Raw genomic sequence first — 25,418 nt, 5'->3', positions numbered from 1 at the left:
GGGGCGCGGACACCGCGTCCCGGGGGCGCCGTGGGGCGGTACCTTCGACCTCACGCCGATGTGGGCCGATGAGGAGAGTCAACGTGAGCAAGTTCGTGCGGCCCGCCGCCGAGGGTGCCGATCCGTTCGGTACGGCGCGTCTGCGGCGCGGGGTCCTGGACGCCTGGGTCACCAGCCCCGCCCGCTTCCGTGAGGACGCCAACGCCGAGGAGGACCTCGTCCTCGGCGGCTACCGGGACCGCCTCGTCGTCGAACTCGCCCAGAACGCCGCCGACGCCGCCGCCCGGGCCGGCGTGCCGGGCCGGCTGCGGCTCACCCTGCGCGACGGGGTCCTCGTCGCCGCCAACACCGGGGCACCACTGGACGCGGCCGGTGTGGAGTCGCTGTCCACGCTGCGGGCCTCCGCCAAGCGGGACGCCCCGGACCGGGCCGTGGGCCGGTTCGGCGTCGGCTTCGCCGCCGTCCTCGCCGTCACCGACGAGCCCGCCGTCGTCGGGCGGCACGGCGGGGTGCGCTGGTCGCTGGCCGAGGCGCGGGAGCTCGCCGGGGACACCGCCCGGCACAGTCCCGGCCTCGGGGACGAGATCCGCCGCCGGGACGGGCACGTGCCGCTGCTCCGGCTGCCGTTCGCCGCCGAGGGCACCGCGCCCGGCCCGTACGACACCGCCGTCATCCTCCCGCTGCGCGACACCGCCGCCGCCGATCTCGCCGAGCGGCTGCTGCACGCCGTCGACGACGCCCTGCTGCTCGCCCTGCCCGGCCTGGAGGAGGTGGTCGTCGAGACCGGGGACGCGGAGCCCCGTACCGTCGGTCGCCGCGACGAGGACGGTCTCGTCGTCGTCGAGGACTCCAGGGAGGGCGCCACCCGCTGGCGCACCGCCGTCGCGCACGGTCCGCTCACCCCGGATCTGCTCGCCGACCGGCCGGTCGAGGAGCGGCTGCGCCCGCACTGGTCGGTCACCTGGGCCGTTCCCGTGGGCTCCGACGGGGCCCCCGCCCGGCCCCGCACCAGCGCCGTCGTGCACGCGCCCACCCCCAGCGACGAGCCGCTCGGCGTGCCCGCGCTGCTCATCGCCTCCCTCCCGCTGGACTCCACCCGCCGGCACGCCGCCCCCGGCCCGCTCACCGACTTCCTCGTGCAGCGCGCCGCCGACGCCTACGCCGGGCTCCTCGCCGACTGGCGCCCGGTGGCCGCCGGGATCATCGACCTGGTACCGGGACCGCTCGGCAAGGGCGAACTGGACGGCGCCCTGCGCCGGGCGATCCTCGAACGGCTGCCCCGTACGTCCTTCCTGCCGCCCGCCGTCGAGCCGCGCGGGCAGGACGGCGACTCCGACCTGCCGGAGTCGCTGCGGCCCCGCGACGCCGAGGTCGTCGAGGGCGCGGGGGCCGACACCGTACGGGTGCTCGCCGAAGTCCTCCCCACCCTCCTGCCCGCCGGTCTCGAACGCCGCGCGGAACTGCGCACGCTGGGCGTGGCACGCGTCCCGCTCGCCGACGCGGTCGACCGGCTGGCCGGCCTGGAGAAGTCCCCCGACTGGTGGCGGCGGCTGTACGACAGCCTCGCCGGGGTCGACCCGGACCGGCTGTCCGGGCTGCCCGTGCCGCTGGCCGACAGGCGCACGACCATCGGCCCCCGTCAGGTGCTGCTGCCCGGGGCGGAGGCCACCCGGATCGACCCCGAGGTGCTGGCCCGGCTCGGGCTCAAGGTCGCCCACCCGGACGCCGCCCACCCCCTCCTGGAGAAGCTCGGCGCGCTCCCCGCCACCCCGCGCGCCGTGCTCACCACCCCGCAGGTGCGGGCCGCCGTCGCCGCCTCGCTCGACGACGAGGGCGGGGTGAACTGGGAGGAGGACACCCCGGACGCCGAGGAACTCGCCGACACCGTGCTCGGCCTGGTGCGCGACGCCGGTCTCGAACCGGGCGACGAGCCCTGGCTGGGCGCGCTCGCCCTGCCCGACGAGGACGGCGAACTCTCCCCGGCCTGCGAACTCGTCTTCCCCGGCGGGCCGTTCGCCCAGGTCATGCGTGAGGGCGAACTCGCCGCCGTGGACGGTGAACTGGCCGAGCGGTGGGGCGAACAGCCGCTGGCCGCCTGCGGGGTGCTGGTGGACTTCGCGCTGATCCGCGCCACCGACGTCGTCCTCGACCCGGACGAACTGGAGCCCCGCGAAGGGGACTTCGCCGAACCCGACGACGTCGGCCTGCTGGACGCCGTGGACGTGTGGAGCGAAGACGTCCTCGACCGCTTCCCGGACAGCCCCGTCCCGCCCGTCGCCACCGAGCTCGTCGCCGTGCGCGACCTGGACCTCGTGGACGACGACCAGTGGCCCCGCGCCCTCGCCCTCCTCGCCCGCCCGCCGCTGCGCGACGCGCTCACCCAGCCGGTGCGGATCCTGCTGCACGACGGCACCCACGAGGTCGTACGGCCGTACACCGCCTGGTGGCTGCGCGGGCACCCGGTGATCGGCGGGCGCCGACCCGCCGGCCTGCGCGCGGCCGGCGGCGACCCGCTGCTGCGGGGCCTGTACGACGAGGCCGACGCGGCCGGGTTCGAGGACGAGCAGGTGCTGCGGGCGCTGGGTGTACGGACCTCGGTGGCCGCGCTCCTCGACGAACCCGGCGGCGCGGCGGAGCTGCTGGACCGCCTCGCCGACCCCGACCGCCCCGTCACGGCCGCCCAACTGCACGCCTTGTACGGCGCGCTGGCCGAACTGGATCCCGAACAGGTGACCCTGCCGGACGATCTGCGGGCCGTGGTCGACGGCCGGGTCGAGGTGGTGGACGCCGCCGACGCGGTGGTCGTCGACTCGCCCGACCTGCTGCCGTTCACGTCCGGTGTGCCGCTGCTGCCGGTGCGTCCGGCGCGGGCCGCCGAGCTGGCCGAGCTGTTCCAGGTGCGGCGGCTGAGCGAGTCCGTCACCGGCGAGGTGGACTCCGAGGGCGTCGAGCACGACGTACCGGAGCCGGTGCGGGTGCTGCTGGGGCCGCGCACCCCGGCGTCGTACGTCGAGCACGAGGAACTCGTCGTCGACGGCGTGGAGATCGACTGGCGCCTGACGGACGACGGCGTCCTGCACGCCGCGACCCTGGAGGGCGTGGCCGCGGGCCTCGCCTGGGCGGCGGGCCAGTGGCCCCGGCGCTTCGAGGTGGCGGCACTGCTGGAGGATCCGTCGCGGACGGAGGAGCTGGCGCGGGACCGCTGGTTCGACTGAGCCCGGAGAACCTCGCACGAATCTTTCACTTCCCGTACAACCATGTGACCGAGTGGCGTATCTGATCATGTGAGTCAACAGACTTCACGATCATTCGGGGCCCTGGCCGACGACGAGCCGTACGAAACGACCAGAGCCGGGGCCCCCTTCTCCACATGGGGAACACATGCGTATTCGCGCCACCGTGGCCGCCGTCTCCGGCGTCCTGGCCCTGTCCACCCTCGCCGTCCCGGCCGCGCACGCCGACGGCTCCTCGTACCAGGAGGAGGCCGTCGCCGCGCTCGCGGACTCGCGCGGCCCGTCCGAGCGATCGGCGTTCAGCACCGCCGCCGTCATCGGCGACCTGGACGTCTCCTTCTCCAACTTCAAGATGGCCAAGGCGGTCAAGGTCGGTACGACCAACCATGTCTCCACCACGGTGACGTACAAGATCACGCACGGTGCCGACGTGAACATCAAGTCCCAGGACTTCGCGACCGGCCCGTACATCTACAAGGGCTCCTACGACGCCCCGGTCAACCTCCTGCTCGGCATCGCCCCGGCCACCTGCACCGCGACCTCCTCGACCACCGCCAACTGCACGGGCAAGGTCGACATCTACCCGGGCGACGGAGAGCTGATCAACTCCGATGCCGGCACCTGGAAGGGCGGCGCGCTGGCGCTGAACTACTCCACGGAGGAGTTCGCCGATGAGGGCGGCCTCGGCACCATCCTGGTCCAGCGCTACTCCAAGCTGACCGTCAACGCCTCCCCCGAGCCGGTGAAGAAGGGCAAGACCATCACCGTCACGGGCAAGCTGTCCCGCGCCAACTGGGAGACCGGCAAGTACGCCGGCTACACCAACCAGTCGGTCAAGCTCCAGTACCGCAAGAAGAGCTCCACCACCTACACCACGCTCAAGACCATCAAGACCAACTCCACGGGCGAGCTGAAGACCACCGTCACCGCTTCCGCCGACGGCTACTACCGTTACTCCTTCGCGGGCACCACGACCACCCCGGCCGTCAACGCCGCCGGTGACTTCGTCGACGTGCAGTAGGAACGAACCTCCGCGCTAAGCGGGAACGCGGCGGTCCACCCACCTCCACAGGAGCTCCAGGGTGGCCGCCGCCACCACCGCGATCCCGGTCGCGACCCACGGCATGGTCATGCCGACCAGCCTCAGCGCGAAGAACTCCTGCAACCACGGCACCACCAGCACCAGCAGGAATCCGGCCCCCATCGCCGCGACCAGCCCGACCCGCCACCAGGTGTACGGCCGGGCGATGATCGCCAGCACCCAGATCGAGATCAGGAACAGCGTCAGCGTCGCCGCGCTCGTCTCCGCCTCCAGCGCGCCCGCACCGGTGTAGTGCTCCCGCGCGACCAGGTACGACACGAAGGTCGCCAGCGCGGCCAGCACCCCGCCCGGGATCGCGTACCGCATGACCCGCCGTACGAAGTTCGGCCGGGCGCGCTCCTTGTTGGGGGCGAGGGCCAGGAAGAACGCCGGGACGCCGATGGTGAGCGTGGACAGCAGCGTCAGGTGGCGCGGCAGGAACGGGTACTCCACCTGCGAGACCACCACCAGCACCGCCAGCAGCACCGAGTACACCGTCTTCACCAGGAACAGCGTCGCGACCCGGGTGATGTTGCCGATCACCCGCCGCCCCTCCGCCACCACCGACGGCAGCGTGGCGAAGCTGTTGTTCAGCAGCACGATCTGCGCGACCGCCCGGGTGGCCTCCGAACCGGATCCCATCGCCACGCCGATGTCCGCGTCCTTCAGCGCCAGCACGTCGTTCACGCCGTCCCCGGTCATCGCGACCGTATGGCCGGTCGACTGGAGCGCGCCCACCATGTCCCGCTTCTGCTGCGGGGTGACCCGCCCGAACACCGTGCCGTCGTCCAGCGCCTTCGCCATGCCGTCCGGGTCGGCGGGCAGCCGGCGCGCGTCCACCGTCGTACCGGACAGGCCCAGCTTGGACGCGACCGCCCCGACCGACACCGCGTTGTCCCCGGAGATGACCTTGGCGCGGACGTCCTGCTCGGCGAAGTAGCGCAGGGTGTCGGCCGCGTCGGGGCGCAGCCGCTGCTCCAGCACCACCAGCGCGGCAGGGCGTACGCCCTCGGCGGCCCCGGGGTCGTCGACGTCCACGCCGTCACGGGCGCGGGCGAGCAGCAGCACCCGCAGCCCCTGCTCGTTCATTCGCCCGGTCTCGGCCAGCGCCGGGTCGCCGGGGTCCAGCAGCACGTCGGGCGCCCCCAGCAGCCAGGTGACGGAGGTGCCGGGGCCCTCGTCGAACGTCGCGCCGCTGTACTTGCGGGCGGAGGAGAAGGGCAGGGTGTCGGTGAGGCGCCACTCCTCGGTGTCCGGGTACGCGTCGATGATCGCCTGCAGGGAGGCGTTCGGGCGGGGGTCCGCCGCGCCGAGCTCGCCCAGCACCTTGCGCAGGTACTCCTCGTCGCCGTCCCCCAGCACCCGCAGCTCGGTGACGTCCATGCCGCCCTCGGTGAGCGTGCCCGTCTTGTCCAGGCAGACCGTGTCGACGCGGGCCAGCCCCTCGATCGCCGGCAGCTCCTGCACCAGGCACTGCTTGCGCCCCAGCCGGATCACCCCGATCGCGAAGGCGACGGAGGTGAGCAGCACCAGCCCCTCGGGGACCATCGGCACGATCCCGCCGACCGTGCGGGCGATCGAGTTCTTCAGCTCGTTGTCCTTGACCACCAGCTGGCTGATGACCAGGCCGATCGCGGTCGGCACCATCATCCACGTCACGTACTTGAGGATCGTGGAGATGCCGCTGCGCAGCTCGGAGTGGACCAGCGTGAACCGGGACGCCTCCTCGGCGAGCTGTGCCGCGTACGCCTCGCGCCCCACCCGGGTCGCCTGGAAGGAGCCGCCGCCCGCGACGACGAAGCTGCCGGACATGACCCGGTCCCCGGGCCGCTTCACCACGGGGTCGGCCTCGCCGGTGAGCAGTGACTCGTCGATCTCCAGGCCGTCCGCCTCGACGCACACCCCGTCGACGACGACCTTGTCACCCGGCCCGACCTCGATCAGGTCGTCCAGCACGATCTCGGAGGTGCCGACCTCCGCGGCCGTCCCGTCCCGGCGCACGGTGGGCCGTACCTCGCCGATCACCGCGAGGGAGTCGAGGGTCTTCTTCGCCCGCCACTCCTGGACGATGCCGATGCCGGTGTTGGCGAGGATCACGAAGCCGAACAGGCTGTCCTGGATGGGCGCGACCACCAGCATGATCACCCAGAGCACGCCGATGATCGCGTTGAACCGGGTGAAGACGTTCGCGCGGACGATCTCGGCCAGGGACCGGCTGCTGCGCACCGGTACGTCGTTGACCTGTCCGCGCGCCACCCGTTCGGCCACTTCCGCGGCCGTCAGCCCGGTCACCGGTGAGGTGACCCTGGCGGGTGGCACGGCATCGACCCGGTCGCCCGCCTCGAGATGCGTCATGCACTCGACGGTACGTGCGGATTCGGCGGCCCACCCACCCGATGGGCGGAAGATCCGACCTGGGGAGGACGGCCGTAGTGCCGTGGTCGTACGGCGACGGTACGGAAGTCGGTGGGGCGGGAGCCGGCGGTGCGGAAGTCGACGGTGCGGAAGTCGACGGTGCGGGAGCCGGCGGTGCGGAAGTCGACGGTGCGGAAGTCGACGGTGCGGGAGCCGGCGGTGCGGGAGCCGGTCGGCTCAGTCGGCCGACGGGGCGGGGGAGCGGTCCGGCTCCGGAGCCTCGGCCGCCCGCTTGAGCGCGGCGTCGCGCCCGCGGACGTACCAGATGCCGATGAAGCCGAGCCCGCCGCCGGCCAGGCAGGTCCACAGCCACCAGGTGTGGCCGTGGTCGTCGAACCAGCCGTAGAACGGCAGCTGGACGAGGAACAGGGCGAACCAGACGATCGTGCCGCCGATGATGGTGGCGACCACGGGGCCCTCCAGGGGCTCCGGCGCCTCGTGCTTGGGGGATCCCGAAAAAAGCCCGGCCATGCGGACAAGCTTACGAGGCGCGACGCGTGACGGGGACCGCACGGGACCATGTGGGTCTACGCGCGGAGATAGCGTGAACGACGTTATATGTTCATACTGAATCCGTTTGCCTCTGACCACTTTCATTCGTAGAAAACACCAAAGGGCTTCGGGGGGCGCCCGCCGGTGATGAGGTCCTCGCATGTCCCCGTCGGCCACCACCAAGGCCCCCACCCCCGAGCAGCCGGGGTCCGGTGCCGCGTCCGGCGCCCTCGACCACTACTTCCGGATCTCCGAGCGCGGCAGCACCCTGTCCCGCGAGATCCGCGGAGGTTTCGCCACCTTCTTCGCGATGGCGTACATCATCGTGCTGAACCCGATCATCCTGGGCAGCGCGAAGGACATGTACGGCAACCAGCTCGACAACGGTCAGCTGGTCACCGCGACCGCCCTGACCGCGGCGTTCACCACGCTGCTCATGGGCGTCATCGGCAACGTCCCGATCGCGCTGGCCGCCGGCCTCGGCGTGAACTCGGTCGTCGCGCTCCAGCTCGCGCCGCGCATGTCGTGGCCGGACGCCATGGGCATGGTGGTGCTGGCCGGCTTCGTCGTGATGCTGCTGGTCGCCACCGGCCTGCGCGAGCGCGTGATGAACGCCGTACCGCACGGCCTGCGCAAGGCCATCGCCATCGGCATCGGCCTGTTCATCATGCTGATCGGTCTGGTCGACTCCGGTTTCGTCACCCGTATGCCGGACGCCGCCCAGACCACCGTCCCGCTCCAGCTCGGCACCGGCGGTCACCTCACCGGCTGGCCGGTGCTCGTCTTCGTCCTCGGCGCGCTGCTGACGCTGGCGCTGATCGTGCGCCGGGTGCCGGGCGCGATCCTCATCTCGATCGTCGCGATGACGGTCGTCGCGGTGGTCATCAACGCCGTCGCCGACGTCCCGTCCTGGGGCCTGACGACGCCGACCTGGCCCGGCAACCCGGTCGCCACCCCCGACTTCGGTCTGATCGGCGAGGTCAGCCTGTTCGGCGGCTTCGGCAAGGTCGGCGTGCTGACCGGCGTCCTGTTCGTCTTCACCGTGCTGCTGTCGTGCTTCTTCGACGCGATGGGCACGATCATGGGCGTCTCGGACGAGGCCAAGCTGACCGACGCGCAGGGTCAGATGCCCGGCATCAGCAAGGTCCTGTTCATCGACGGTGTCGCGGTCGCCGCCGGCGGCGCCAGCTCCTCCTCGGCCACCACCGCCTTCGTGGAGTCCACGGCCGGTGTCGGCGAGGGGGCGAGGACCGGCTTCGCCAACGTCGTCACCGGCGGCCTGTTCGCGGTGGCGCTGTTCCTCACGCCCGTCGCCACGATGGTCCCCTCCCAGGCGGCCACCCCGGCGCTGCTCGCGGTGGGCTTCCTGATCCTGGCCGGTTCGGTCAAGGAGATCGACTGGGCGGACCACACGATCGCCGTCCCGGCCTTCGTGACGATGGTGATGATGCCGTTCACCTACTCGATCACCAACGGCATCGGCATGGGCTTCATCACCTTCGCGGTGCTGCGGCTGGCGGCCGGCCGCGGCCGGGAGGTCCCGCCGGCGATGTACGTGGTGGCCGCGGTGTTCGCCTTCTACTACCTGATGCCGGCGCTGGGCCTGACCTGATGACCTGACGACCTGAGTCCCGTGCCACGGGCTCACGTGACCCCGTAGAACTTCTCCGTCTCCTCGACGGCGGCCTGGAACCGCTGGTCGAAGTCATCGCGCATGAGCGTCCGGACGACATAGTCCTGGACGCTCATGCCGCGTTTGGCGGCATGCCCACGAAGCCGTTCGAGCAGGTCGTGGTCGATGCGCAGGCTGAACACGTCGGTCCCCATGGGCATGAGCGTTGCCCCATTCTCCGGTTTGATGTGTGATGTTTCGCTGAGAGATCACTCGTACGAGTGATCTCGGGCGTGAGTGGCCGGAGTCACGGGTGTGCGGACCCGTTCCGGGTGGTCCTTAGCGAGAGTAATGAGTTACGCTAAAGAACATGCCGGACTTCAGCCAGGGCGACGACGCAGCCGCCGTGAACGCCCTCCGATCCGCCGTGATGCGGCTGTCCCGTCGGCTCAAGCACCAGCGCGTCGACGAGTCCCTCAGCCCCACCGAGATGTCGGTGCTGGGCACCCTGGCCCGCTGCGGCCGGGCCACCCCGGGCGAGCTCGCCCGCAAGGAGCACGTCCAGCCGCCGTCGATGACCCGCATCGTGGCCCTGCTGGAGGCCAAGGGACTGGTCCGCCTCGAGCCGCACCCCGACGACCGGCGCCAGAAGGTCGTCACGCAGACCGAGCGGGCCGAGGCGATGCTCGAGGAGAGCCGCCGCAAGCGGAACGCGTTCCTGGCCTCGCTGGTCGAGGAACTCGACGACGACGAGTGGGCGAAACTGCGCGCCGCCGCCCCCGTGCTGGAGAAACTGGCGCACGTCTGAGCACACGGCACAGCAGCAGCTGGGAGGCGAACCCTTTGAGTACGGGATCCGGAGCAGCTTCCGCCCCCGCACCTGACCCCCACGACACCCTGCCCGCCCCCGAACCCCCCACCCGCAGGACCTCGATGTTCGCCTCGCTGCGGATCAGGAACTACCGCCTGTTCTTCGTCGGCCAGGTCGTCTCCAACATCGGCACCTGGATGCAGCGCATCGCCCAGGACTGGCTGGTGCTCACCCTCACCGGCTCCTCGGCCGCCGTCGGCATCACCACGGCCCTGCAGTTCCTGCCGATGCTGCTGTTCGGCCTGTACGGCGGTGTCCTCGTCGACCGCCTGCGCAAGCGCCCCACCCTGATCGTCACCCAGATCGCGATGGCCCTCACCTCCCTCGCGCTCGCCGTCCTCACCCTGACGGGACGGGTCGAGGTCTGGCACATCTACGTCGCCGCCTTCGCCCTCGGTCTCGCGACCGTCGTCGACAACCCGGCCCGCCAGTCCTTCGTCTCCGAACTCGTCGGCCCCGGCCAGCTGCAGAACGCGGTCAGTCTGAACTCCGCGAACTTCCAGTCCGCCCGCCTGGTCGGCCCCGCCGTCGCGGGCCTGCTGATCACCGGCGTCGGCACCGGCTGGGCGTTCCTCCTCAACGGCCTGTCCTTCGTCGCGCCGCTGGCCGGCCTGATGATGATGCGCGCCCGCGAGCTGCACGCCGTCGAGCGCGCCCCGCGCGGCAAGGGACAGCTGCGGGAGGGCCTGCGCTACGTCGCCGGGCGGCCCGAGCTGATCTGGCCGATCGTCCTGGTCGGCTTCATCGGCACCTTCGCCTTCAACTTCCCCGTCTACCTCTCGGCCTTCGCCGACGACGTCTTCCACGGGGGCGCGGGCGTCTACAGCATGTTCAACACGCTGATGGCGGTCGGCTCGGTCTCCGGCGCCCTGCTCGCCGCCCGGCGCGGCACGGCCCGGCTGCGGCTGCTGATCCTGGCCGCGCTGGCCTTCGGCGCGCTGGAGATCCTCGCCGCAGCGTCGCCGCAGCTGTGGATGTTCGCCCTGATCATGGTCCCGCTGGGCCTGTTCTCGATGACGGTCAACGTCACCACCAACACCAGCCTCCAGATGGCCACGGACCCGGCGGTGCGCGGCCGTGTCATGGCCCTCTACATGATGGTCTTCCTCGGCGGCTCCCCGGTCGGCGCCCCGATCGTCGGCTGGATCACCGACACCTACGGCGCCCGCGTCGGCTTCGCGGCCGGCGGCGCGGTCGCGATGGCCGCGGCGGCCGTCATCGGCCTGATCCTGGCGAGGGTCGGCGGGCTGCGCCTGTCGGTGGGCTGGCGCCGGTGCCACCCCAGCGTCCGCTTCGTGCCGCGGGAGCGTCAGGAAACGCTGGCTCCCGCGGGCTGACGGCAGACTGGACCCATGAGACTCTTCGCCGCCGTGCTGCCCCCGAAGGACGTGGTCCAGGAGCTCGCCGCCGAGGTGGCGGCGTTGCGGAGGCTGCCCGGGGCGGACGGGATGCGGTGGACCGGGCGGGCCGGGTGGCCCCGCGGCGGAGCCGCTGATTGGCACTTCACGCTCGCCTTCTACGGCGAGGTCGACGACGGGCTCGTACCGGAGCTGACGGTGCGGCTGGGGCGGGCCGCGTCCCGGACGGACCCCTTCGAGCTGGCCCTGTGCGGTGGCGGTCAGTTCGGGCACGGCAGGGTGCTGTGGGCCGGGGCGGAGGGAGACCTGCGCACCATGCGGCTGCTGGCCGAACGGGCCGAGGCCGCGGCGCGGAAGGCCGGGGTGCCGATGGAGGACCACCGCCGCTACAAGGCCCACCTGACGGTGGCCCGCAGCCGGGACGCCGTCGACACACGGCCGTACGTGGAAGCCCTGCACGCGTTCCGCAGCCGTACCTGGACCGTGGACGAGCTGGTGCTGGTGCGCAGCAACCTGCCGACGTCCGGGGTGCCGGGCGAGCAGCCCCGTTACGAGGCGGTCGCCCGCCGGGCACTGGGCGCGGCCGGTTAGGCTCGAGGGCGTGGACCCGAAGACCCGTAACCGGATCATGGCCGGCGCACTCGTGCTGATGTTCGTCGTGGTGGCGCTGGCGGCGGCGCTGGGCAATTAGCGCCGCCGCCGGCCGCTGTACGCGACGCCGGGCGATCAGCGCCGCCGCCGGCCCCCGTACGCGCTGCTACCAGGCGAAGGCCTCCGGCGAAGGCCCCGGACCCGGGAAGATCTCGTCCAGCGAGGTCAGCAGCTCCTCGCTCAGCTCCAGCTCGACCGCCCGCAGCGCGGACGCGAGCTGCTCGGCCGTGCGCGGACCGACGATCGGTCCTGTCACGCCGGGCCGGGTGAGCAGCCAGGCCAGCGCGGCCTCGCCGGGCTCGACGCCGTGCTTGTCGAGCAGGTCCTCGTACGCCTGGATCTGCGCGCGGGACGCCGGATCGGCGAGCGTGTCGGCGGCCCGCCCGGAGGCACGCCGGCCGCCCTGGACCTCCTTCTTGATCACACCGCCCAGCAGCCCGCCGTGCAGCGGCGACCAGGGGATGACCCCGAGCCCGTACTCCTGCGCGGCCGGGATGACCTCCATCTCGGCGCGGCGCTCGGCGAGGTTGTAGAGGCACTGCTCGCTGACCAGGCCGATGGTGCCGCCGCGCCGGGCGGCGGTCTCGTTGGCCTGGGCGATCTTGTAGCCGGGGAAGTTCGAGGAACCGGCGTAGAGGACCTTGCCCTGCTGGACCAGGACGTCGATCGCCTGCCAGATCTCCTCGAACGGGGTGTTCCGGTCGACGTGGTGGAACTGGTAGAGGTCGATGTAGTCGGTCCCCAGCCGCTTCAGCGAGGCGTCGACGGCCCGCCGGATGTTCACCGCGGACAGCTTGTCGTGGTTGGGCCACGCCTCGCCGTCGGCGCCCATGTTCCCGTAGACCTTGGTCGCGAGGACCACCTTGTCGCGGCGGTCGCCGCCCTTCGCGAACCAGCTGCCGATGATGCTCTCGGTACGGCCCTTGTTCTCGCCCCAGCCGTAGACGTTGGCCGTGTCGAAGAAATTCAGACCCGCGTCCAGCGCGGCGTCCATGATGGCGTGGCTGTCGGCCTCGTCGGTCTGCGGACCGAAGTTCATCGTCCCGAGGACGAGCCGGCTGACCTTGAGTCCCGTGCGTCCGAGCTGCGTGTACTTCATGGTCGTCAAGCCAACGGCCTGGAGTGCGCTCTATGCAAGAGGGGACCGGTCCCGGGGGAAGGCGCTGGTGCTCACGGTCAGGTCGGCCACGGTGCCGGTCAGATCGATGTCGTCGCCGAAGTCCACCCGCGTCCGCGTGACGTAGTCGCCGTTCTTCGGGTCGGTGTAGACGTAGCAGCGGCCCTGGTAGGGGTCGACGATGACGTAGAGGGGGACCTCGGCGGTCGCGTAGGCGGCCTTCTTCGGGCCGTAGTCGTTGGCGGCCGTGCCCTCGGAGACGACCTCGAAGACGAATTCGACGTCCTCGTAGCGCCAGTGGCCCTCGTCGTCCTTCTCGGCGGGGGCGCGGAGCACGGCGACGTCCGGGCAGAGACCGTTCTCGTGGCCGGGGAAGTCGATGCGGACATCCGAGAACACCTTGACGTCCTCCCCGAACCGGGCTTCAACAGCCATGGCGAGCTTGAAGATGATGGTCCAATGAGTGTCATGCTGCGGTGTCATGTAGACGTTGCCCCCGACGATCTCGACCCTGAATCCTTCGGGGACGGGCATCCGCTCCAGGCGCTCGAACCACTCGTCCAAGCGCTGAGTGTTGACGTCGGCCATGGCGATCCTGTCTTCAAGGACGGTCATCGTGGCGCTCCTCCCCGGTCGCCCCACGGACGAGTGCGGCCGCGTGGTACAACGATACGCACGGCGAACAGGACACGGGGCCGGGCGCATATGCCAGAACTCCCCGGCCGCTACCCCGCCGCGTACGGCCCGCCCAGCCCCCACCCCCGCCACATCGCCCCCGCGAACGCCCCCGCGATCCTGTGCTCGCCGCTCTCGTCGGGATGCGTGCCGTCGTAGGTGTCCGTGTGGAAGTCGTACGACGCCGGCGGCGGGACCAGCAGCAGTGGCGAGCCCGGTTCGTCCAGGTCGGTGACGGTCTTCGCCAGGAGTTCGTTGAAGTGGGCGACCTGTTCGGCGAAGGCCGGGTCGGCCTCCGCCCGGATGTTGCGGATCACCGGCATGACGGCCACGCGGACGCGCGGGTTCGCCTCCCGCGCCGCGGCCACGAAGGCGCGGACGTTGTCCGCCGTCTGCTCGGCGTTCGTGTAGAAGCCCAGGTCGATCAGGCCCAGCGACACCAGCAGCACGTCCGCGCGGCAGGAGCGCACGGCCTCGCCGATCAGCGGGACCATGTGGTGCCAGCCCTCGCCCCAGCCGGCCAGGTGGGCGCGGGGGAAGTCGGGGACGGCGTACGCGTACGAGGTGGGGGCGTCCGTCGCCGGGTCGTGCAGCGTCTCGCGCGGGCCGACCAGCGTGAAGGGGCCGTCGTACGCCGTGCACAGGTGCTGCCACAGTCGGTAGCGCCAGGTGTGTTCACCCGCGCTCCCGATCGTCATCGAGTCGCCTACGGGCATGAACCTGAGCACCCGATCATCATGGACGATCGGTCCGGCCGCCGCGATGTGAGTCCCGACACCCGCCGTGAAGTGCGCTGAACAATGGCACTCTTGGCACATGCGCCGACCCTTCGCCCTGCTCGCCGCGGCCCTCCTCACGGGCGTGCTCGCCGTGCCCACCGCCTCCGCAGCCGACGGCGACGAGGGCTTCACCATCAAGGACCCGCGCATCACCGAGTCCAGCGGACTCGCCGCCTCCCGTCTCCACCCCGGCGTCTACTGGACCCACAACGACCAGGACAGCGGGCCCTACCTGTACGCCGTCGACGGCGGCACCGGCGAGACGGTCGCACGCGTCGCGCTCTCCGGCGTCGGCACGCCCCGTGACGTCGAGGCGATCGCCGTCGGACCGGGCAACCGGATCCTCGTCGGTGACATCGGGGACAACCTCGGCGGCACCTGGCCCCACGTGTGGATCTACGAGCTGCCCGAGCCGACGGAGCTGAAGGACCGGACGGTCCGGGCGACGCAGTACGTCGTGAAGTACGCGGACGGCGCCCGCGACGCGGAGTCGATGGTCGTCCACCCGAAGACCGGACGGGTCTACCTCATCGACAAGAACGAGGACGGCGGACACCTGTACGAGGGTCCGGCGAAGCTCTCCGCCTCCGGAACGAACGTCTTCCGGCCCACCGTCCCCGTCGACCTCTGGGCCACCGACGCCGCGTTCTCCCCGGACGGCGAGCGGCTCGCCGTGCGCGGTTACCTCGGAGGCATCTGGTACGACTGGAACGGCGGCGAGATCCGGCGCGGGGGGCGGATCAGCGTGCCCCTGGGGCAGGGCGAGTCCGCCACCTACACCACCGACGGCAGGAAGCTGCTGCTCGGCATGGAGGGTGCCGGGAGCCGCGTCGAGGCCGAGGACGCGCCCGGGGGCGGTGGAGAGCCGGGTGCGGGCGCCGAGGGCGAGGAGAGCGGGAGCGGCGGCGCGACCGGTGACGGGACCGGGGGCGACATGAGGATCGGCGCCGCCGCCGCGGCGGCCCTCCTCGGCGTGCTCCTCTTCCGGCTGCTGCGGCGCCGCAACCGCTGATCAGCCGTCCTGTCGCCCCGCGTCCCGCCCGGCGACGAACACCTCAAGACCGTCCAGGATGCGCTGCAACCCGAACTCGAAGTGGTCGAAGTCGGGGCCGAAGGTGTCCTCGGAGAGTCCGGCCAGGACGGGGTAGCGCCCGCTGAGCATGGCCTTCTCCAAGGCCGGCTGCTGGGCCTCCCAGAACTGCGCGTCCGTCAGCCCGGAGCTGCGCTCCGCTTCCAGCTGGTACACCTGCGTACGGGCGGCCCCGACGACATACCCGTCGATCATGATGATCGCCGACAGCAGCTCCGGGTCGGACAGCCCCATCGGCTTGATCCGGGAGAGGACCCTCTCCATTCCGTCCAGCGCGCTCGGGCCCAGGATCGGGCGTGACTGGTTGACCTCCAGCAGCCAGGGATGCCGGCGGTACAGGGCGAGGGCGGCGCGGCCCAGGGCCTCCAGCGCCGAGCGCCAGTCGCCGTCGCCGAGGTCAGCGGGGTTCTCCGAGGGCCGCTGCACCCGGTCCAGCATCAGGTCGAGCAGCTCGCCCTTGCCGGGGACGTAGCGGTACAGGGACATCGTGCCGGTGCCGAGCTCCGTGGCGATGCGGCGCATCGACAGCGCGCCGATTCCGTCCCGGTCGGCGACCTCGATGGCGACCTCCACGATGCGCTCCAGCGTCAGACCCGGTTTCGGCCCCCGGCTGGGCCGTGGACCCGTGTCCCACAGCAGGTCGAGGGTGCGGGCGATGTCGCCGCTGCCGCTGGTCTCGGTACCGCTCCTGCCGCTGCTCATGAGGGCAGTCTAGGACCGGGCGAAAAAACTGGGTACGACGTACGCGCAATCGGGTACGGTGTACCCAGTTGCTGGAAGGGGGACCCATGAACGAGAACGACGACGACGATTACGCGGTCCGTGCCGAGGGCCTGGAGAAGCGCTACGGGGAGAAGCGCGCGCTCGACGGCTTCGACCTCACCGTCCGGACGGGCACGGTGCACGGGCTGCTCGGGCCGAACGGCGCCGGCAAGACCACCGCCGTACGCATCCTGTCGACGCTGATCCGGCTCGACGGCGGCCGGGCCACGGTGGCCGGACTCGACGTCAGCCGCAGGGCGCGCGAGGTGCGGGCGCGGATCGGGCTCACCGGGCAGTACGCGGCGGTGGACGAGGTGCTCACCGGGCGGCAGAACCTGGAGATGTTCGGCAGGCTGTTCCACCTCGGCGGCGGGCGCGCCAGGGCGCGGGCGGTGGAGCTGCTGGAGCAGTTCGACCTGACCGGCGCCGCCGACAAGGGCGTGGGCGACTACAGCGGTGGCATGCGGCGCCGACTCGACCTCGCCGCCTCGATGATCCTCGCCCCGGCCGTACTGTTCCTGGACGAGCCGACGACGGGTCTTGACCCCCGCAGCAGGGGTGAAGTCTGGGATTCGGTAAGGGCGTTGGTGGCCGATGGTACGACCGTGCTGCTGACCACGCAGTACCTGGAGGAGGCCGACCGGCTGGCCTCCCGGATCACGGTCATCGACCAGGGCCGGTCCATCGCCGACGACACCCCGGACGGGCTGAAGAACCTGGTCGGCGGTGACCGCGTCGAGGTCGTGGTCGCCGAGCGGTCCGACATCCCGCGGGTGGTGAAGGTGGTCGCCCGGGTCGCCGACGGCGAACCCGAGTCGGACGAGACCGAGCTGCGGGTGCACGCTCCCGTGACCGACCGGGTGGCCGCGCTGACCGACGTGGCGCGCACCCTCCAGGACGAGGGCGTACGGGTCGAGGACATCGGGCTGCGCAGGCCCAGCCTCGACGACGTGTTCCTGCGCCTGACCGGACACCGCACGGAGAAGGAGGCGGCGGCATGAGCGCGCTCGACCCGACCACCGGCCCGGCCACGCACGGCCGCGCGTACTGGGCCCTGGCGGACTGCTGGAACATCGTCCGCCGCGGGCTGACCCACTACCGGCGCCAGCCCGTCAACATCGCCTGGCAGCTGGGCTTCCCGATCCTGTCGGTCCTCCTCTACGGCTATGTCTTCGGCAGCGCGATGACCGTGCCGGGCGGCGGGGACTACAAGGACTTCCTGATGCCGGGCATGTTCGTGATGACCATGGCGTTCGGCTTCATCAACACCGCGACCGTCGTCGTCTACGACTCCACCAAGGGGGTCATCGACCGCTTCCGCTCCATGCCGATGGCCTCCTCGGCGGTGGTGGCCGGACGCGGGGTGACCGATCTGGTCGTCGCCTGCGCCGAATTGGGCATCATGATGCTCACCGCGCTGGCCATGGGCTGGCGGCCGGACGGCGGCTGGGGCTTCCTGGCGGCGTTCGGACTGCTGTTGTGGCTGCGGTTCGCGCTGATCTGGATCGGGGTCTGGCTGGGGCTGCTGGTGCCCAACCCGGAGGCGGCGGGCGGCCTGTTCGCGGTCGCCTTCCCGCTGACGATGATCTCCAGCATCTTCGTCGCCCCGCAGCTGATGCCGGACTGGCTGGGCTGGGTGGCGGCCTGGAACCCGATCTCCTCCACGGCGGCGGCGGCCCGCGAGCTGTTCGGCACCCCGGTCGGCGGCGGCGACTCCTGGGTCGAGCAGCACGCGCTGCTGATGGCGGGGGTGTGGCCGGTGATCCTGACGGCGGTCTTCCTGCCGCTCGCGGTGCGGAGGTTCCAGCGGCTCAGCCGGTGAGCGGCGCTCCCGGGACGCCCCGGACCCGTTCACTGCGGGCGCACCCGGTGCCTGGGGTGCCCGGCGGGGACGGCTCGGCCGGCCGATGCGGGGCAGCCGAGTTCGGGGTTCCCGCGGTGGGGAGAGCAGGTGACCAGGGCCGGGGAAAGGCGGGAGGGGCGTTCTGGGCGGGAGCCGGACGATACGTCGGAGCCTGAGCCCGGCCGATCGGCGTCGGAGGCGACGAGGACGGTCGGGCGGCCCGGATCGCATGGGGCGCCCGGTGGATGGGTCCACCGGGCGCCCCTCGCTCGCGTACGACTGGCTACAGCTGTTCGATGACGTAGTCCACGCACTTCGTCAGGGCCTCGACGTCCGCCGGGTCGACCGCCGGGAACATCGCGACGCGGAGCTGGTTGCGGCCGAGCTTGCGGTAGGGCTCGGTGTCGACGACGCCGTTGGCGCGCAGGACCTTGGCGACGGCGGCGGCGTCGACCTCGTCGGTGAAGTCGATCGTGCCGATGACCTGGGAGCGCTTGGCCGGGTCGGTGACGAACGGGGTGGCGTACTTGGACTCGTCCGCCCAGGCGTACAGGCGGGTCGAGGAGTCCTTCGTGCGGGCCGTGGACCAGTCGAGTCCGCCCTGGCCGTTGATCCACTCCAACTGGTCGTTCAGCAGGAACAGGGTGGCCAGCGCCGGGGTGTTGTACGTCTGGTTCTTGCGGGAGTTGTCGATCGCCGTGGGCAGCGAGAAGAACTCCGGGACGTGGCGGCCGGAGGCGTGGATCCGCTCGGCGCGCTCGATCGCGGCCGGGGAGAACACGCCGATCCACAGGCCGCCGTCGGAGGCGAAGGACTTCTGCGGGGCGAAGTAGTAGACGTCCGTCTCGGCGATGTCGACCGGGAGGCCGCCCGCGCCGGAGGTGGCGTCCACCAGGACGAGGGAGCCCTCGTCGGCGCCGGTGACGCGCCGGATCGGCATGGCGACGCCGGTGGAGGTCTCGTTGTGGGTGAAGGCGTAGACGTCCACGCCGGCCTCGGCGACCGCCTCCGGGTGCGTGCCCGGGTCGGCGGAGACGACGGTGGGCTCGGCGAGCCACGGGGCGAGCTTCGCGGCCTTGGCGAACTTGGAGCTGAACTCGCCGAAGGTGAGGTGCTGCGACTTGTTCTCGATCAGGCCGTGGGTCGCGACGTCCCAGAACGCGGTGGAGCCGCCGTTGCCGAGGACGACCTCGTAGCCGTCGGGGAGCCGGAACAGCTCGCGGATGCCCTCGCGCACCTTGCCGACCAGGTTCTTCACCGGGGCCTGGCGGTGGGAGGTGCCGAGCAGGGACGTGCCGGTCGCGGCCAGGGCGTCCAGCGCCTCCGTCCGCACCTTGGAGGGACCCGCACCGAAACGACCGTCGGCGGGCTTGATGTCAGCAGGAATCCGGATCTCAGCCACGACCGGAGCCTAGCGGCTGCGGGAAACCCCGGCGAAACATCGTCCGTCCGCTGAGACGAGCGGTGGGGCGGAAGTGAGACGGGTGGCGGACGGACCGGGGGGAGGTCCGTCCACCACCCGCGCCGCTCACCCGCCGAGCTTCACCGGAAGCTCGAACAGGTCGTTCTGGGTGACCACCGGCTTGTTGCGCAGCTCGCCCGCCGGGACCGCCAGGTCCAGCTTCGGGAAGCGGGCGTACAGGGCCGGGAGGGCCACGCCGGCCTCCAGACGGGACAGGGCCGCCCCCGGGCACACGTGCGGGCCGTGGCCGAAGGAGATGTGCCGGTTGGCGCTCTCCCGGGTGATGTCGAAGTCACCGGCCGTCGGACCGTGCGCCTGCTCGTCGCGGCCGATCGCGGCGTACGACACGATCAGCGCGTCACCGGCCGGGAGGACCTTGTCGCCCACCGGTATGTCCTCGGTCGCGAACCGGATCAGCACGTGGGACGTCGGCGTGGCGTACCGCAGGGTCTCCTCGACCACCGCCGACCAGTCCGTCTCGCCGGACAGCACCAGGTCCCGCTGCTCGGGGTGGAGGGACAGGTTGAGCACCGCGTTGACGATGAGGGAGATCGTCGTCTCGTGGCCGGCCGCCACCATCAGCTGGAGCGTGGCGACGATCTCCTCGTCGGTGAGGCGGTCGCCGTCCTCCGACGCCTGGATGAGCGCGGAGGTCAGGTCGTCGCCCGGGTTCTCGCGCTTGTGCGCGACCGTCTCCGCCATGATCTGGGCCAGCTCGGTCAGCGTCGCGATGACCTCCTCGGGCGGGGTCTGCGTCGAGAAGAACTTCTCGAAGAGTTCCTTCAGCCGGGGCAGCCGCTCCTTTGCCAGCCCCATCAGGTCGGCGATGACGTACATCGGCAGCGGGTAGGCGAACGCGGCCTTCAGGTCGAGCGTGTCGCCGGGCCGTGCGGCCACCTGGTCCAGCAGGCCCTCGGTCAGCTCCGTGATCCGCTCCCGCATCCGCTCCACCCGGCGGGGGGTGAGCGCCTGCGCGACCAGGGTGCGCAGCCGGCGGTGGTCGGCGCCGTCCACGGTGAGCATGGAGCGGGGCGGGTTGGCCAGCCCGATCAGCGGCCAGTCGGGGGCGATCTCGCCGCGCTGCCAGGCGGTCCAGACGTTGATGTCCTTCACCAGGCGCGGGTCGGTGAGCAGCCTCTTCGCCTCCGCGTGGTGGGTGACCGCCCACACCGGTACGTCACCCGGCAGCGTCACGGCGGCCAGCGGCCCGGCGGCCCGCAGCGCCGCGCTCTCCCCGTCCAGGTCGGAGACGAAGGGGTCGAGGAGGATACGGGTCTGTCCGGTGTCGGTCGTCATGGTGTCCGTACCAGCCGTCATGCGAGCGAGCCTCCAAGGGCGGGAGTGGGTGTGAACGTGACCGGGAGTTCGGACAGTCCGCGCAGCCACGGCGACGGGCGGCGGGCCAGGTGCGCGGCCGGCACCGCGAGGTCGATGTCCGGCAGCCGGTCCAGTACGACCTCGATGCCGGTCCGGGCGATCACCTCGGCGATCTCCTGCGCCGGGAACGGGCAGCGGTGCTCCCCGTGACCGAAGGAGAAGTGCGCGCTGTTGCCGCCGGTCAGCGCCGAGCCGTCGGTACGCACCTGCGGGTCGGAGTTGGCACCCTGCAGACCGAGCAGCAGCATGTCGCCGGCGCGGACGCGGCGACCGCCGAGCTGGGTGTCGCGGGACGCCCAGCGGGCGGCGACGTTCTGGGTCGGCGTGTCCTCCCACAGCACCTCGTTCATCGCCTCGGCGATGCTGTTGCGGCCACCGAAGAGGGAGGCGGCGAACCGGGCGTCGGTGAGCATCAGACGCAGCGAGTTGCCGATCCAGTCGGCGGTCGGCTGGTGCCCGGCCGCCATCATCACCATCAGGTCCTGGCCGATCTCCTCCTCGGTGAAGCCCGAGGGGTCGGCGAGCATCCGGGACACGACGTCCTCGGCGGGCGCCTCCTTCCGGGCGGCCACCAGCCCCGTCATCGACGTGAACAGGTGGGTCTGGCCCGCGAGGGCCCGCTCCCGCCCGTCGATCATGTCGTTGAGGGCGGTGACCAGGCCCGGACCCTCCTCGTCGGGGAAGCCGTAGAGCCGGGCCAGTACCCGCACCGGCAGCAGCATCGCGAACTCGCCGATCAGGTCGGCGGCGCCCTCGGGGCAGATGCCGTCGATCAGCTCGTCCGCGAACTTCTCGGCGTACCCGCGCAGTTCGGACGGATCGACCGCCTCCAGCGCGTTCACCAGCATCCCGGCCCGCTCGCGGTGCCGCTCTCCGACGGTGTAGAGGATCGACGGCTGCTTACGGCCGATCATCGGCAGCAGCGGCCAGTCGTCGGGGATGTTCTCCCACTGGTTCCACAGCTCGGAGTCGCGGCTGAAGAGCACCGGGTCGCCGGTGATCTGGTGCAGCTCGCGGTAGCCGAGCACCAGCCACGCCGGCGCGTCCCCGTCCAGCACCACCGGGACGACGCTGCCGTGCTCGCGTCGCATCTCCCGGTACACGCGGGCCGGGTCGTCCTGGAGCAGGGCGCCGCTGAAACGGACGGCGTCGGGGACGGAGGCGGGACTCACACCAGCTCCTGACGGGGGGCTCGGGCCGGGTCGGCGTACAGGGCCTGGAGGTGCTCCACCAGCGTGATCAGCACGATCTTGCTGGACTCCCGGGACCGGGCGTCGCAGTTGACCAGCGGCACGTGCGGGTCGAGGTCGAGGGCCTCGCGGATCTGCTGCGGGGTGAAGAGGGGGCCGCCGAAGTCGTTGCAGGCCACGATGAACGGCGTGCCGTGCTTCTCCAGCCGGTCGATGGCGTACCAGGAGTCGTCGATGCGCCGGGTGTCGACCAGGACGACCGCGCCGAGCGTGCCGGAGAACAGCCGGTCCCACAGGAACCAGAAGCGTTCCTGGCCGGGCGCCCCGAACAGGTACAGCACATTGCGGGTGTCCAGGGTGATGCGGCCGAAGTCGAAGGCGACGGTGGTCGCGGTCTTGCCGCTCACCCCGCTGGTGTCGTCGACGGCCTCCCCGGCCTGGGTCATCGTCTCCTCGGTGTTGAGGGGACGGATCTCGCTGACCGAGCGGACCATCGTCGTCTTGCCGGCGCCGAAGCCGCCCACGACCACGATCTTCAGGCCGTTGTCGGCCGACGCGCCCAGTGGCGTACGCGTCTCAGAGGTTGCGGAGTCCAACGAGCACCTGCTCCAGGATGTCGGGGTCGGGTACGGCGGCCTTGCGGGGGTGACGGGCGCTGACCCGGCCCGCCGCCTGCAGGTCGCAGAGCAGGATCCGGGTGATGCTCACGGGCAGCTTCAGCTCGGCCGCGATCTCCACGACCGCCGTGGGGCGTTCGGTCAGCCGCAGGATCGCCGCGTGCTCGGACTGCATGCCGGGCACCGGATCGCACTCGGCGACGACCAGGGTCACCAGGTCGAAGGGGTTGTCGGGACCGGACCGGCTGCGCCCTCCGGTGAGGGTGTAGAGCCGGTCCGGGGAGTCGTCCCTGCCGGGCCTGCTCATGAGGTGCGCGGCTGCGCGGTCAGGTGCTCGCCGAGCTGCTCGACGAGCTCGCTCATGTTGTGCCCGACGAGCCCGGCGTCCGCGTCCTCGGTGGTGACGACGGCCAGGTGCGCGCCCTCGCCGGCCTCCACGATGAACAGCACGCCGCCGTAGAACTCGGTCATCGACGAGCGCACGCCGCCGCTGCCGTCGCCGAACTCGACGGAGGCGCCGTGCGACAGCGACTGGATGCCGGCGGCGATCGCGGCGAGCTGGTCGGCCTGGTCGGTGGACAGCTCCGGGGTGCGGCACAGTTTCAGGCCGTCACGGGAGAGCACGAGCGCGTGCCGTGCGCCCGGCGTGCGCTCCAGCAGGCCTTCTATCAGCCAGGTGAGCTTCTCGTCGGCGGTCGTCGTGCCGGTCATGAGGTGGTGTCGCCTTCCGGGGTCGCGGGGGTGGGCTGTGCTTCGGGGGTCGCGTCGGCGGTGGTGCCGGTGTCCGGGTCGGCCGTGTCGTCCGGGGTGGGAGGACGGACGGCCTGACGGAAGCTGCTGAAGCGGGCGGTGCGCGCCTTGGTCTCCTCGGCGGTCGGGGCGGGCCGGGGCGTGGTGTCACGGCTGCCCGGACGCGTGCGCTCCGCCTCGGCGAGGGTGCGGCCCCGGCGCCGGCGGGGCAGCACGAGCGGGGGTCCGTCGGAGCCCCGGTCCGGGGACTCGTGGGTCGGCACCGGGTCGGGGTCGAGGTCGGCGCCGGCGCGGGAGGCCGCGTAGGAGGGGGCGGGCCGGGTGCTCTCGGGGGCCGTCGGCCGGTCCGCCGGGGTGGTGCCGGCGCCGTCGTCGCCCGCGTTGTCGCCGTCGTGCGCGGTGACGTGGCTGGTCTCCGGTTCCGGCCGGCCGGCGGCGGGGGCCGCTTCGGCCTCCGGACGGTCGTCCCGGCGCTGGGGGAGGGTGTGCTCCGGCGTTTCGGTGAGGGCGGCCGGGGTGGCGGGGACGGACGGTGTGCCGGCCGACGTGGTGGTGCGTGCCGTCGAGGCGGTGCCCGCCGCCCGGGTGGCGGTGGCGGGCCGGGCGGCGGTCGTGCGGACCCTCACCGGGGCCGTGGGCGCGTCCGGCGGTACGAGGATGTCCTGCGGGACGAGTATCAGGACGCCCGTGCCGCCGCGGGCCGAGGGCCGGTAGGAGACCCGGAGCCCGTACCGTCGGGACAGCCGGCCGACCACGGCGAGACCGAGCCGGGTGCCGGTGAGGCCCCCGAGTCCGGTGGACTCGCCGGAGACCGCGCGTTCGGCGCGACGCAGTTGCGCCTCGCCCATGACGAGCCCGCTGTCCTCGACGGACACGATGACCCCGGCCGGGACCTCCTCGACGTACACGTGGACCTCGGCGGTCGGCGGCGAGAAGTTCGCGGCGTTGTCGAGGAGTTCGGCGAGCGCGTGCATGACGCCCTCGGCGGCGTGTCCGGCGACCGCGGTGTCGCTGGCGGAGTGGACCCTGACGCGCTGGTATCCGCTGATCCGGCCCATGGCGCCGCGCAGGATGGACTCCATGGCGATGGGCCGGGCCCAGCGGCGGCCGGAGCGGGCGCCGGTGAGGACGGCGACGGAGTCGGCGAGCCTGCCCGCCTGCGCGGTGCGGTGGTCGAGGTGGAGCAGGTCGGCGAGGACCTCCTCGTCGTGGTGCTTCTCCTCCATCGCGCGCAGGTCGGCGAGCATGCCGGTGGAGAGGGCCTGCATGCGTCCGGCCGCGTTGGCGGTCGCGGACAGTGCGGCGGCCCGGGCGCCGTCGGCCTCGCGCAGCCGGGTGGTCAGCCGTGAGTTCTCCGCGGTGAGCCGGTCCCGGTCCGCCCGGAGCCGGTCCCGCTCCTCGGCCAGCCGGTCGCGCTCCTCCGCGTGGTCGCGGGCCGACCGGGCGGTGTGGGCGCCGTGTTCCTCGGTGATGAGGCGCAGTTTCGCGGCGTGTTCCTCGGCGAGCCGCTTCAGCGCGGCCGTGTGGTCGTCCGTGAGCCGGGCCCGCTCGTCGGCGTGCTCCCGCGTCAGGCGGGCGGTGTCGGCGGCGTGCTGCTCGGTGAGGCGGTCGCGCTCGGCGGCCAGGGTCTCGGCGAGGTGGTTGCGCTCCTGGTCCAGTTCGGCGGACAACCGGGCACGCTCGCGGGTGAGTTCACCGGTCAGCCGCTCGTGCTGGCGGCGGGCGTCCTCCGTCAGCCGGGCGCGTTCCTGGAGCAGCCGGCCGACGTCCTGGGTGACGGCGTCCAGCCGTGCCCGGGCGGCCCGCACCGACAGGACGGCGTACGTGGCCACCGCGGCGGCCGCGCACAGCAGCACGGCGGCGATCGTCCCGGTCGCCACGACGGCGGTGACCGCGGAGTCCGGCACGAGGAAGGCGGCGGCGACGACCGCGACCGCGGCGAGTGCCGCGGTGAGCACCGGGACGGGCAGCATGCCGCGGAGGGTGGGACGGTCGCCGGGGAGCAGGGGGGAGGTCATCAATCAGGGTCCTCGGTCGGTTCCT

The 25,418-nt window shown here is 72.0% G+C and carries 23 protein-coding genes; 9 read left to right on the top strand and 14 right to left on the bottom strand.

Going from position 1 to position 25,418, the window contains the following annotated elements:
* Positions 1–68 precede the first annotated feature (68 nt).
* Together ACFXAE_RS16555 and ACFXAE_RS16550 are read left to right on the top strand one after the other, a co-directional pair.
* A complete protein-coding gene (locus ACFXAE_RS16555; RefSeq protein ID WP_384714471.1) occupies positions 69–3,215 on the top strand; it encodes a sacsin N-terminal ATP-binding-like domain-containing protein in 3,147 nt (1,048 codons plus the stop codon).
* Positions 3,216–3,381: 166 nt separating this feature from the next.
* A complete protein-coding gene (locus ACFXAE_RS16550; protein ID WP_384714468.1) occupies positions 3,382–4,254 on the top strand; it encodes a hypothetical protein in 873 nt (290 codons plus the stop codon).
* 15 nt (positions 4,255–4,269) lie between these two features.
* On the opposite strand, the gene ACFXAE_RS16545 is transcribed toward ACFXAE_RS16550, so the two are convergent.
* Complete coding sequence (locus ACFXAE_RS16545) at positions 4,270–6,669, bottom strand: HAD-IC family P-type ATPase (protein ID WP_384714465.1); 2,400 nt, start codon at positions 6,667–6,669, stop codon at positions 4,270–4,272.
* Between the two features lie 237 nt (positions 6,670–6,906).
* Positions 6,907–7,200 (bottom strand): DUF2530 domain-containing protein, encoded by a 294-nt coding sequence (locus ACFXAE_RS16540; RefSeq protein WP_384714462.1) that lies wholly within the window; start codon positions 7,198–7,200, stop codon positions 6,907–6,909.
* A 181-nt stretch (positions 7,201–7,381) separates the two neighbouring features.
* On the opposite strand from ACFXAE_RS16540, the gene ACFXAE_RS16535 reads away from it, so the two are divergent.
* Positions 7,382–8,833, top strand: a complete 1,452-nt coding sequence (locus ACFXAE_RS16535) for an NCS2 family permease (protein WP_384714459.1) — start codon at positions 7,382–7,384, stop codon at positions 8,831–8,833.
* Between the two features lie 32 nt (positions 8,834–8,865).
* On the opposite strand, the gene ACFXAE_RS16530 is transcribed toward ACFXAE_RS16535, so the two are convergent.
* Complete coding sequence (locus ACFXAE_RS16530) at positions 8,866–9,048, bottom strand: ribbon-helix-helix protein, CopG family (RefSeq protein WP_384714456.1); 183 nt, start codon at positions 9,046–9,048, stop codon at positions 8,866–8,868.
* Between the two features lie 155 nt (positions 9,049–9,203).
* Between ACFXAE_RS16530 and ACFXAE_RS16525 the strand changes: the two genes are divergently transcribed.
* From ACFXAE_RS16525 to thpR, 3 genes are read left to right on the top strand one after another with little or no spacing between them, the layout of a single operon-like run.
* Positions 9,204–9,641 (top strand): MarR family winged helix-turn-helix transcriptional regulator, encoded by a 438-nt coding sequence (locus ACFXAE_RS16525; protein WP_384714453.1) that lies wholly within the window; start codon positions 9,204–9,206, stop codon positions 9,639–9,641.
* A 35-nt stretch (positions 9,642–9,676) separates the two neighbouring features.
* Positions 9,677–11,041, top strand: coding sequence for an MFS transporter (locus tag ACFXAE_RS16520; protein ID WP_384714450.1), 1,365 nt, complete (start codon positions 9,677–9,679; stop codon positions 11,039–11,041).
* Between the two features lie 15 nt (positions 11,042–11,056).
* Positions 11,057–11,653, top strand: a complete 597-nt coding sequence (thpR, locus tag ACFXAE_RS16515) for an RNA 2',3'-cyclic phosphodiesterase (RefSeq protein ID WP_384714447.1) — start codon at positions 11,057–11,059, stop codon at positions 11,651–11,653.
* A gap of 166 nt (positions 11,654–11,819) precedes the next feature.
* Here the strand turns inward: thpR and ACFXAE_RS16510 are convergent, their stop codons facing one another.
* The 3 genes from ACFXAE_RS16510 to ACFXAE_RS16500 form a co-directional block, all read right to left on the bottom strand.
* Positions 11,820–12,812 (bottom strand): aldo/keto reductase, encoded by a 993-nt coding sequence (locus ACFXAE_RS16510; RefSeq protein WP_384714442.1) that lies wholly within the window; start codon positions 12,810–12,812, stop codon positions 11,820–11,822.
* Between the two features lie 30 nt (positions 12,813–12,842).
* Positions 12,843–13,445, bottom strand: a complete 603-nt coding sequence (locus ACFXAE_RS16505) for a Uma2 family endonuclease (protein ID WP_384714439.1) — start codon at positions 13,443–13,445, stop codon at positions 12,843–12,845.
* Between the two features lie 110 nt (positions 13,446–13,555).
* Positions 13,556–14,203, bottom strand: coding sequence for a GDSL-type esterase/lipase family protein (locus ACFXAE_RS16500; RefSeq protein WP_384714436.1), 648 nt, complete (start codon positions 14,201–14,203; stop codon positions 13,556–13,558).
* 118 nt (positions 14,204–14,321) lie between these two features.
* Between ACFXAE_RS16500 and ACFXAE_RS16495 the strand changes: the two genes are divergently transcribed.
* Complete coding sequence (locus tag ACFXAE_RS16495) at positions 14,322–15,296, top strand: WD40 repeat domain-containing protein (protein WP_384714433.1); 975 nt, start codon at positions 14,322–14,324, stop codon at positions 15,294–15,296.
* On the opposite strand, the gene ACFXAE_RS16490 is transcribed toward ACFXAE_RS16495, so the two are convergent.
* The gene (locus tag ACFXAE_RS16490; RefSeq protein ID WP_384714430.1) at positions 15,297–16,076 is read right to left on the bottom strand and encodes a TetR/AcrR family transcriptional regulator; all 780 of its coding nucleotides are present in this window, start codon (positions 16,074–16,076) and stop codon (positions 15,297–15,299) included. It lies immediately after the preceding gene.
* Positions 16,077–16,162: 86 nt separating this feature from the next.
* On the opposite strand from ACFXAE_RS16490, the gene ACFXAE_RS16485 reads away from it, so the two are divergent.
* Together ACFXAE_RS16485 and ACFXAE_RS16480 are read left to right on the top strand one after the other, a co-directional pair.
* Complete coding sequence (locus tag ACFXAE_RS16485) at positions 16,163–17,137, top strand: ATP-binding cassette domain-containing protein (protein ID WP_384714427.1); 975 nt, start codon at positions 16,163–16,165, stop codon at positions 17,135–17,137.
* Positions 17,134–17,958 (top strand): ABC transporter permease, encoded by an 825-nt coding sequence (locus ACFXAE_RS16480; protein ID WP_384714424.1) that lies wholly within the window; start codon positions 17,134–17,136, stop codon positions 17,956–17,958. The genes ACFXAE_RS16485 and ACFXAE_RS16480 overlap by 4 nt, the downstream gene beginning before the upstream one ends.
* Before the next feature lie 304 nt (positions 17,959–18,262).
* Here ACFXAE_RS16480 and serC read toward each other — a convergent pair whose 3' ends face one another.
* From serC to ACFXAE_RS16445, 7 genes are all read right to left on the bottom strand, one after another.
* Positions 18,263–19,381 (bottom strand): phosphoserine transaminase, encoded by a 1,119-nt coding sequence (serC, locus tag ACFXAE_RS16475; protein ID WP_384714421.1) that lies wholly within the window; start codon positions 19,379–19,381, stop codon positions 18,263–18,265.
* Between the two features lie 126 nt (positions 19,382–19,507).
* Positions 19,508–20,758 (bottom strand): cytochrome P450, encoded by a 1,251-nt coding sequence (locus tag ACFXAE_RS16470; protein ID WP_384714418.1) that lies wholly within the window; start codon positions 20,756–20,758, stop codon positions 19,508–19,510.
* A complete protein-coding gene (locus tag ACFXAE_RS16465) occupies positions 20,755–21,990 on the bottom strand; it encodes a cytochrome P450 (protein ID WP_384714416.1) in 1,236 nt (411 codons plus the stop codon). Before ACFXAE_RS16465 ends, ACFXAE_RS16470 begins: the two co-directional genes overlap by 4 nt.
* A complete protein-coding gene (locus tag ACFXAE_RS16460; protein ID WP_384714413.1) occupies positions 21,987–22,604 on the bottom strand; it encodes an ATP/GTP-binding protein in 618 nt (205 codons plus the stop codon). Before ACFXAE_RS16460 ends, ACFXAE_RS16465 begins: the two co-directional genes overlap by 4 nt.
* Entirely contained in the window at positions 22,585–22,932 is a 348-nt protein-coding gene (locus ACFXAE_RS16455) for a DUF742 domain-containing protein (protein WP_384714410.1), read from the bottom strand. Before ACFXAE_RS16455 ends, ACFXAE_RS16460 begins: the two co-directional genes overlap by 20 nt.
* Positions 22,929–23,336 carry a roadblock/LC7 domain-containing protein gene (locus ACFXAE_RS16450; RefSeq protein ID WP_384714407.1) on the bottom strand — a complete coding sequence of 136 codons (408 nt, stop codon included), beginning with the start codon at positions 23,334–23,336 and terminating at the stop codon, positions 22,929–22,931. Before ACFXAE_RS16450 ends, ACFXAE_RS16455 begins: the two co-directional genes overlap by 4 nt.
* On the bottom strand, positions 23,333–25,393 hold the full coding sequence (locus tag ACFXAE_RS16445; protein ID WP_384714404.1) for an ATP-binding protein: 2,061 nt from the start codon (positions 25,391–25,393) through the stop codon (positions 23,333–23,335). Before ACFXAE_RS16445 ends, ACFXAE_RS16450 begins: the two co-directional genes overlap by 4 nt.
* Between the last annotated feature and the right edge of the window lie 25 nt (positions 25,394–25,418).

The organism is Streptomyces sp. NPDC059454 (assembly GCF_042749965.1).
Taxonomy (GTDB): Bacteria; Actinomycetota; Actinomycetes; order Streptomycetales; family Streptomycetaceae; genus Streptomyces.
The sequence above is the reverse complement of the archived record's forward strand: the minus strand, read 5'-3'. Positions and strand labels throughout refer to the sequence as shown.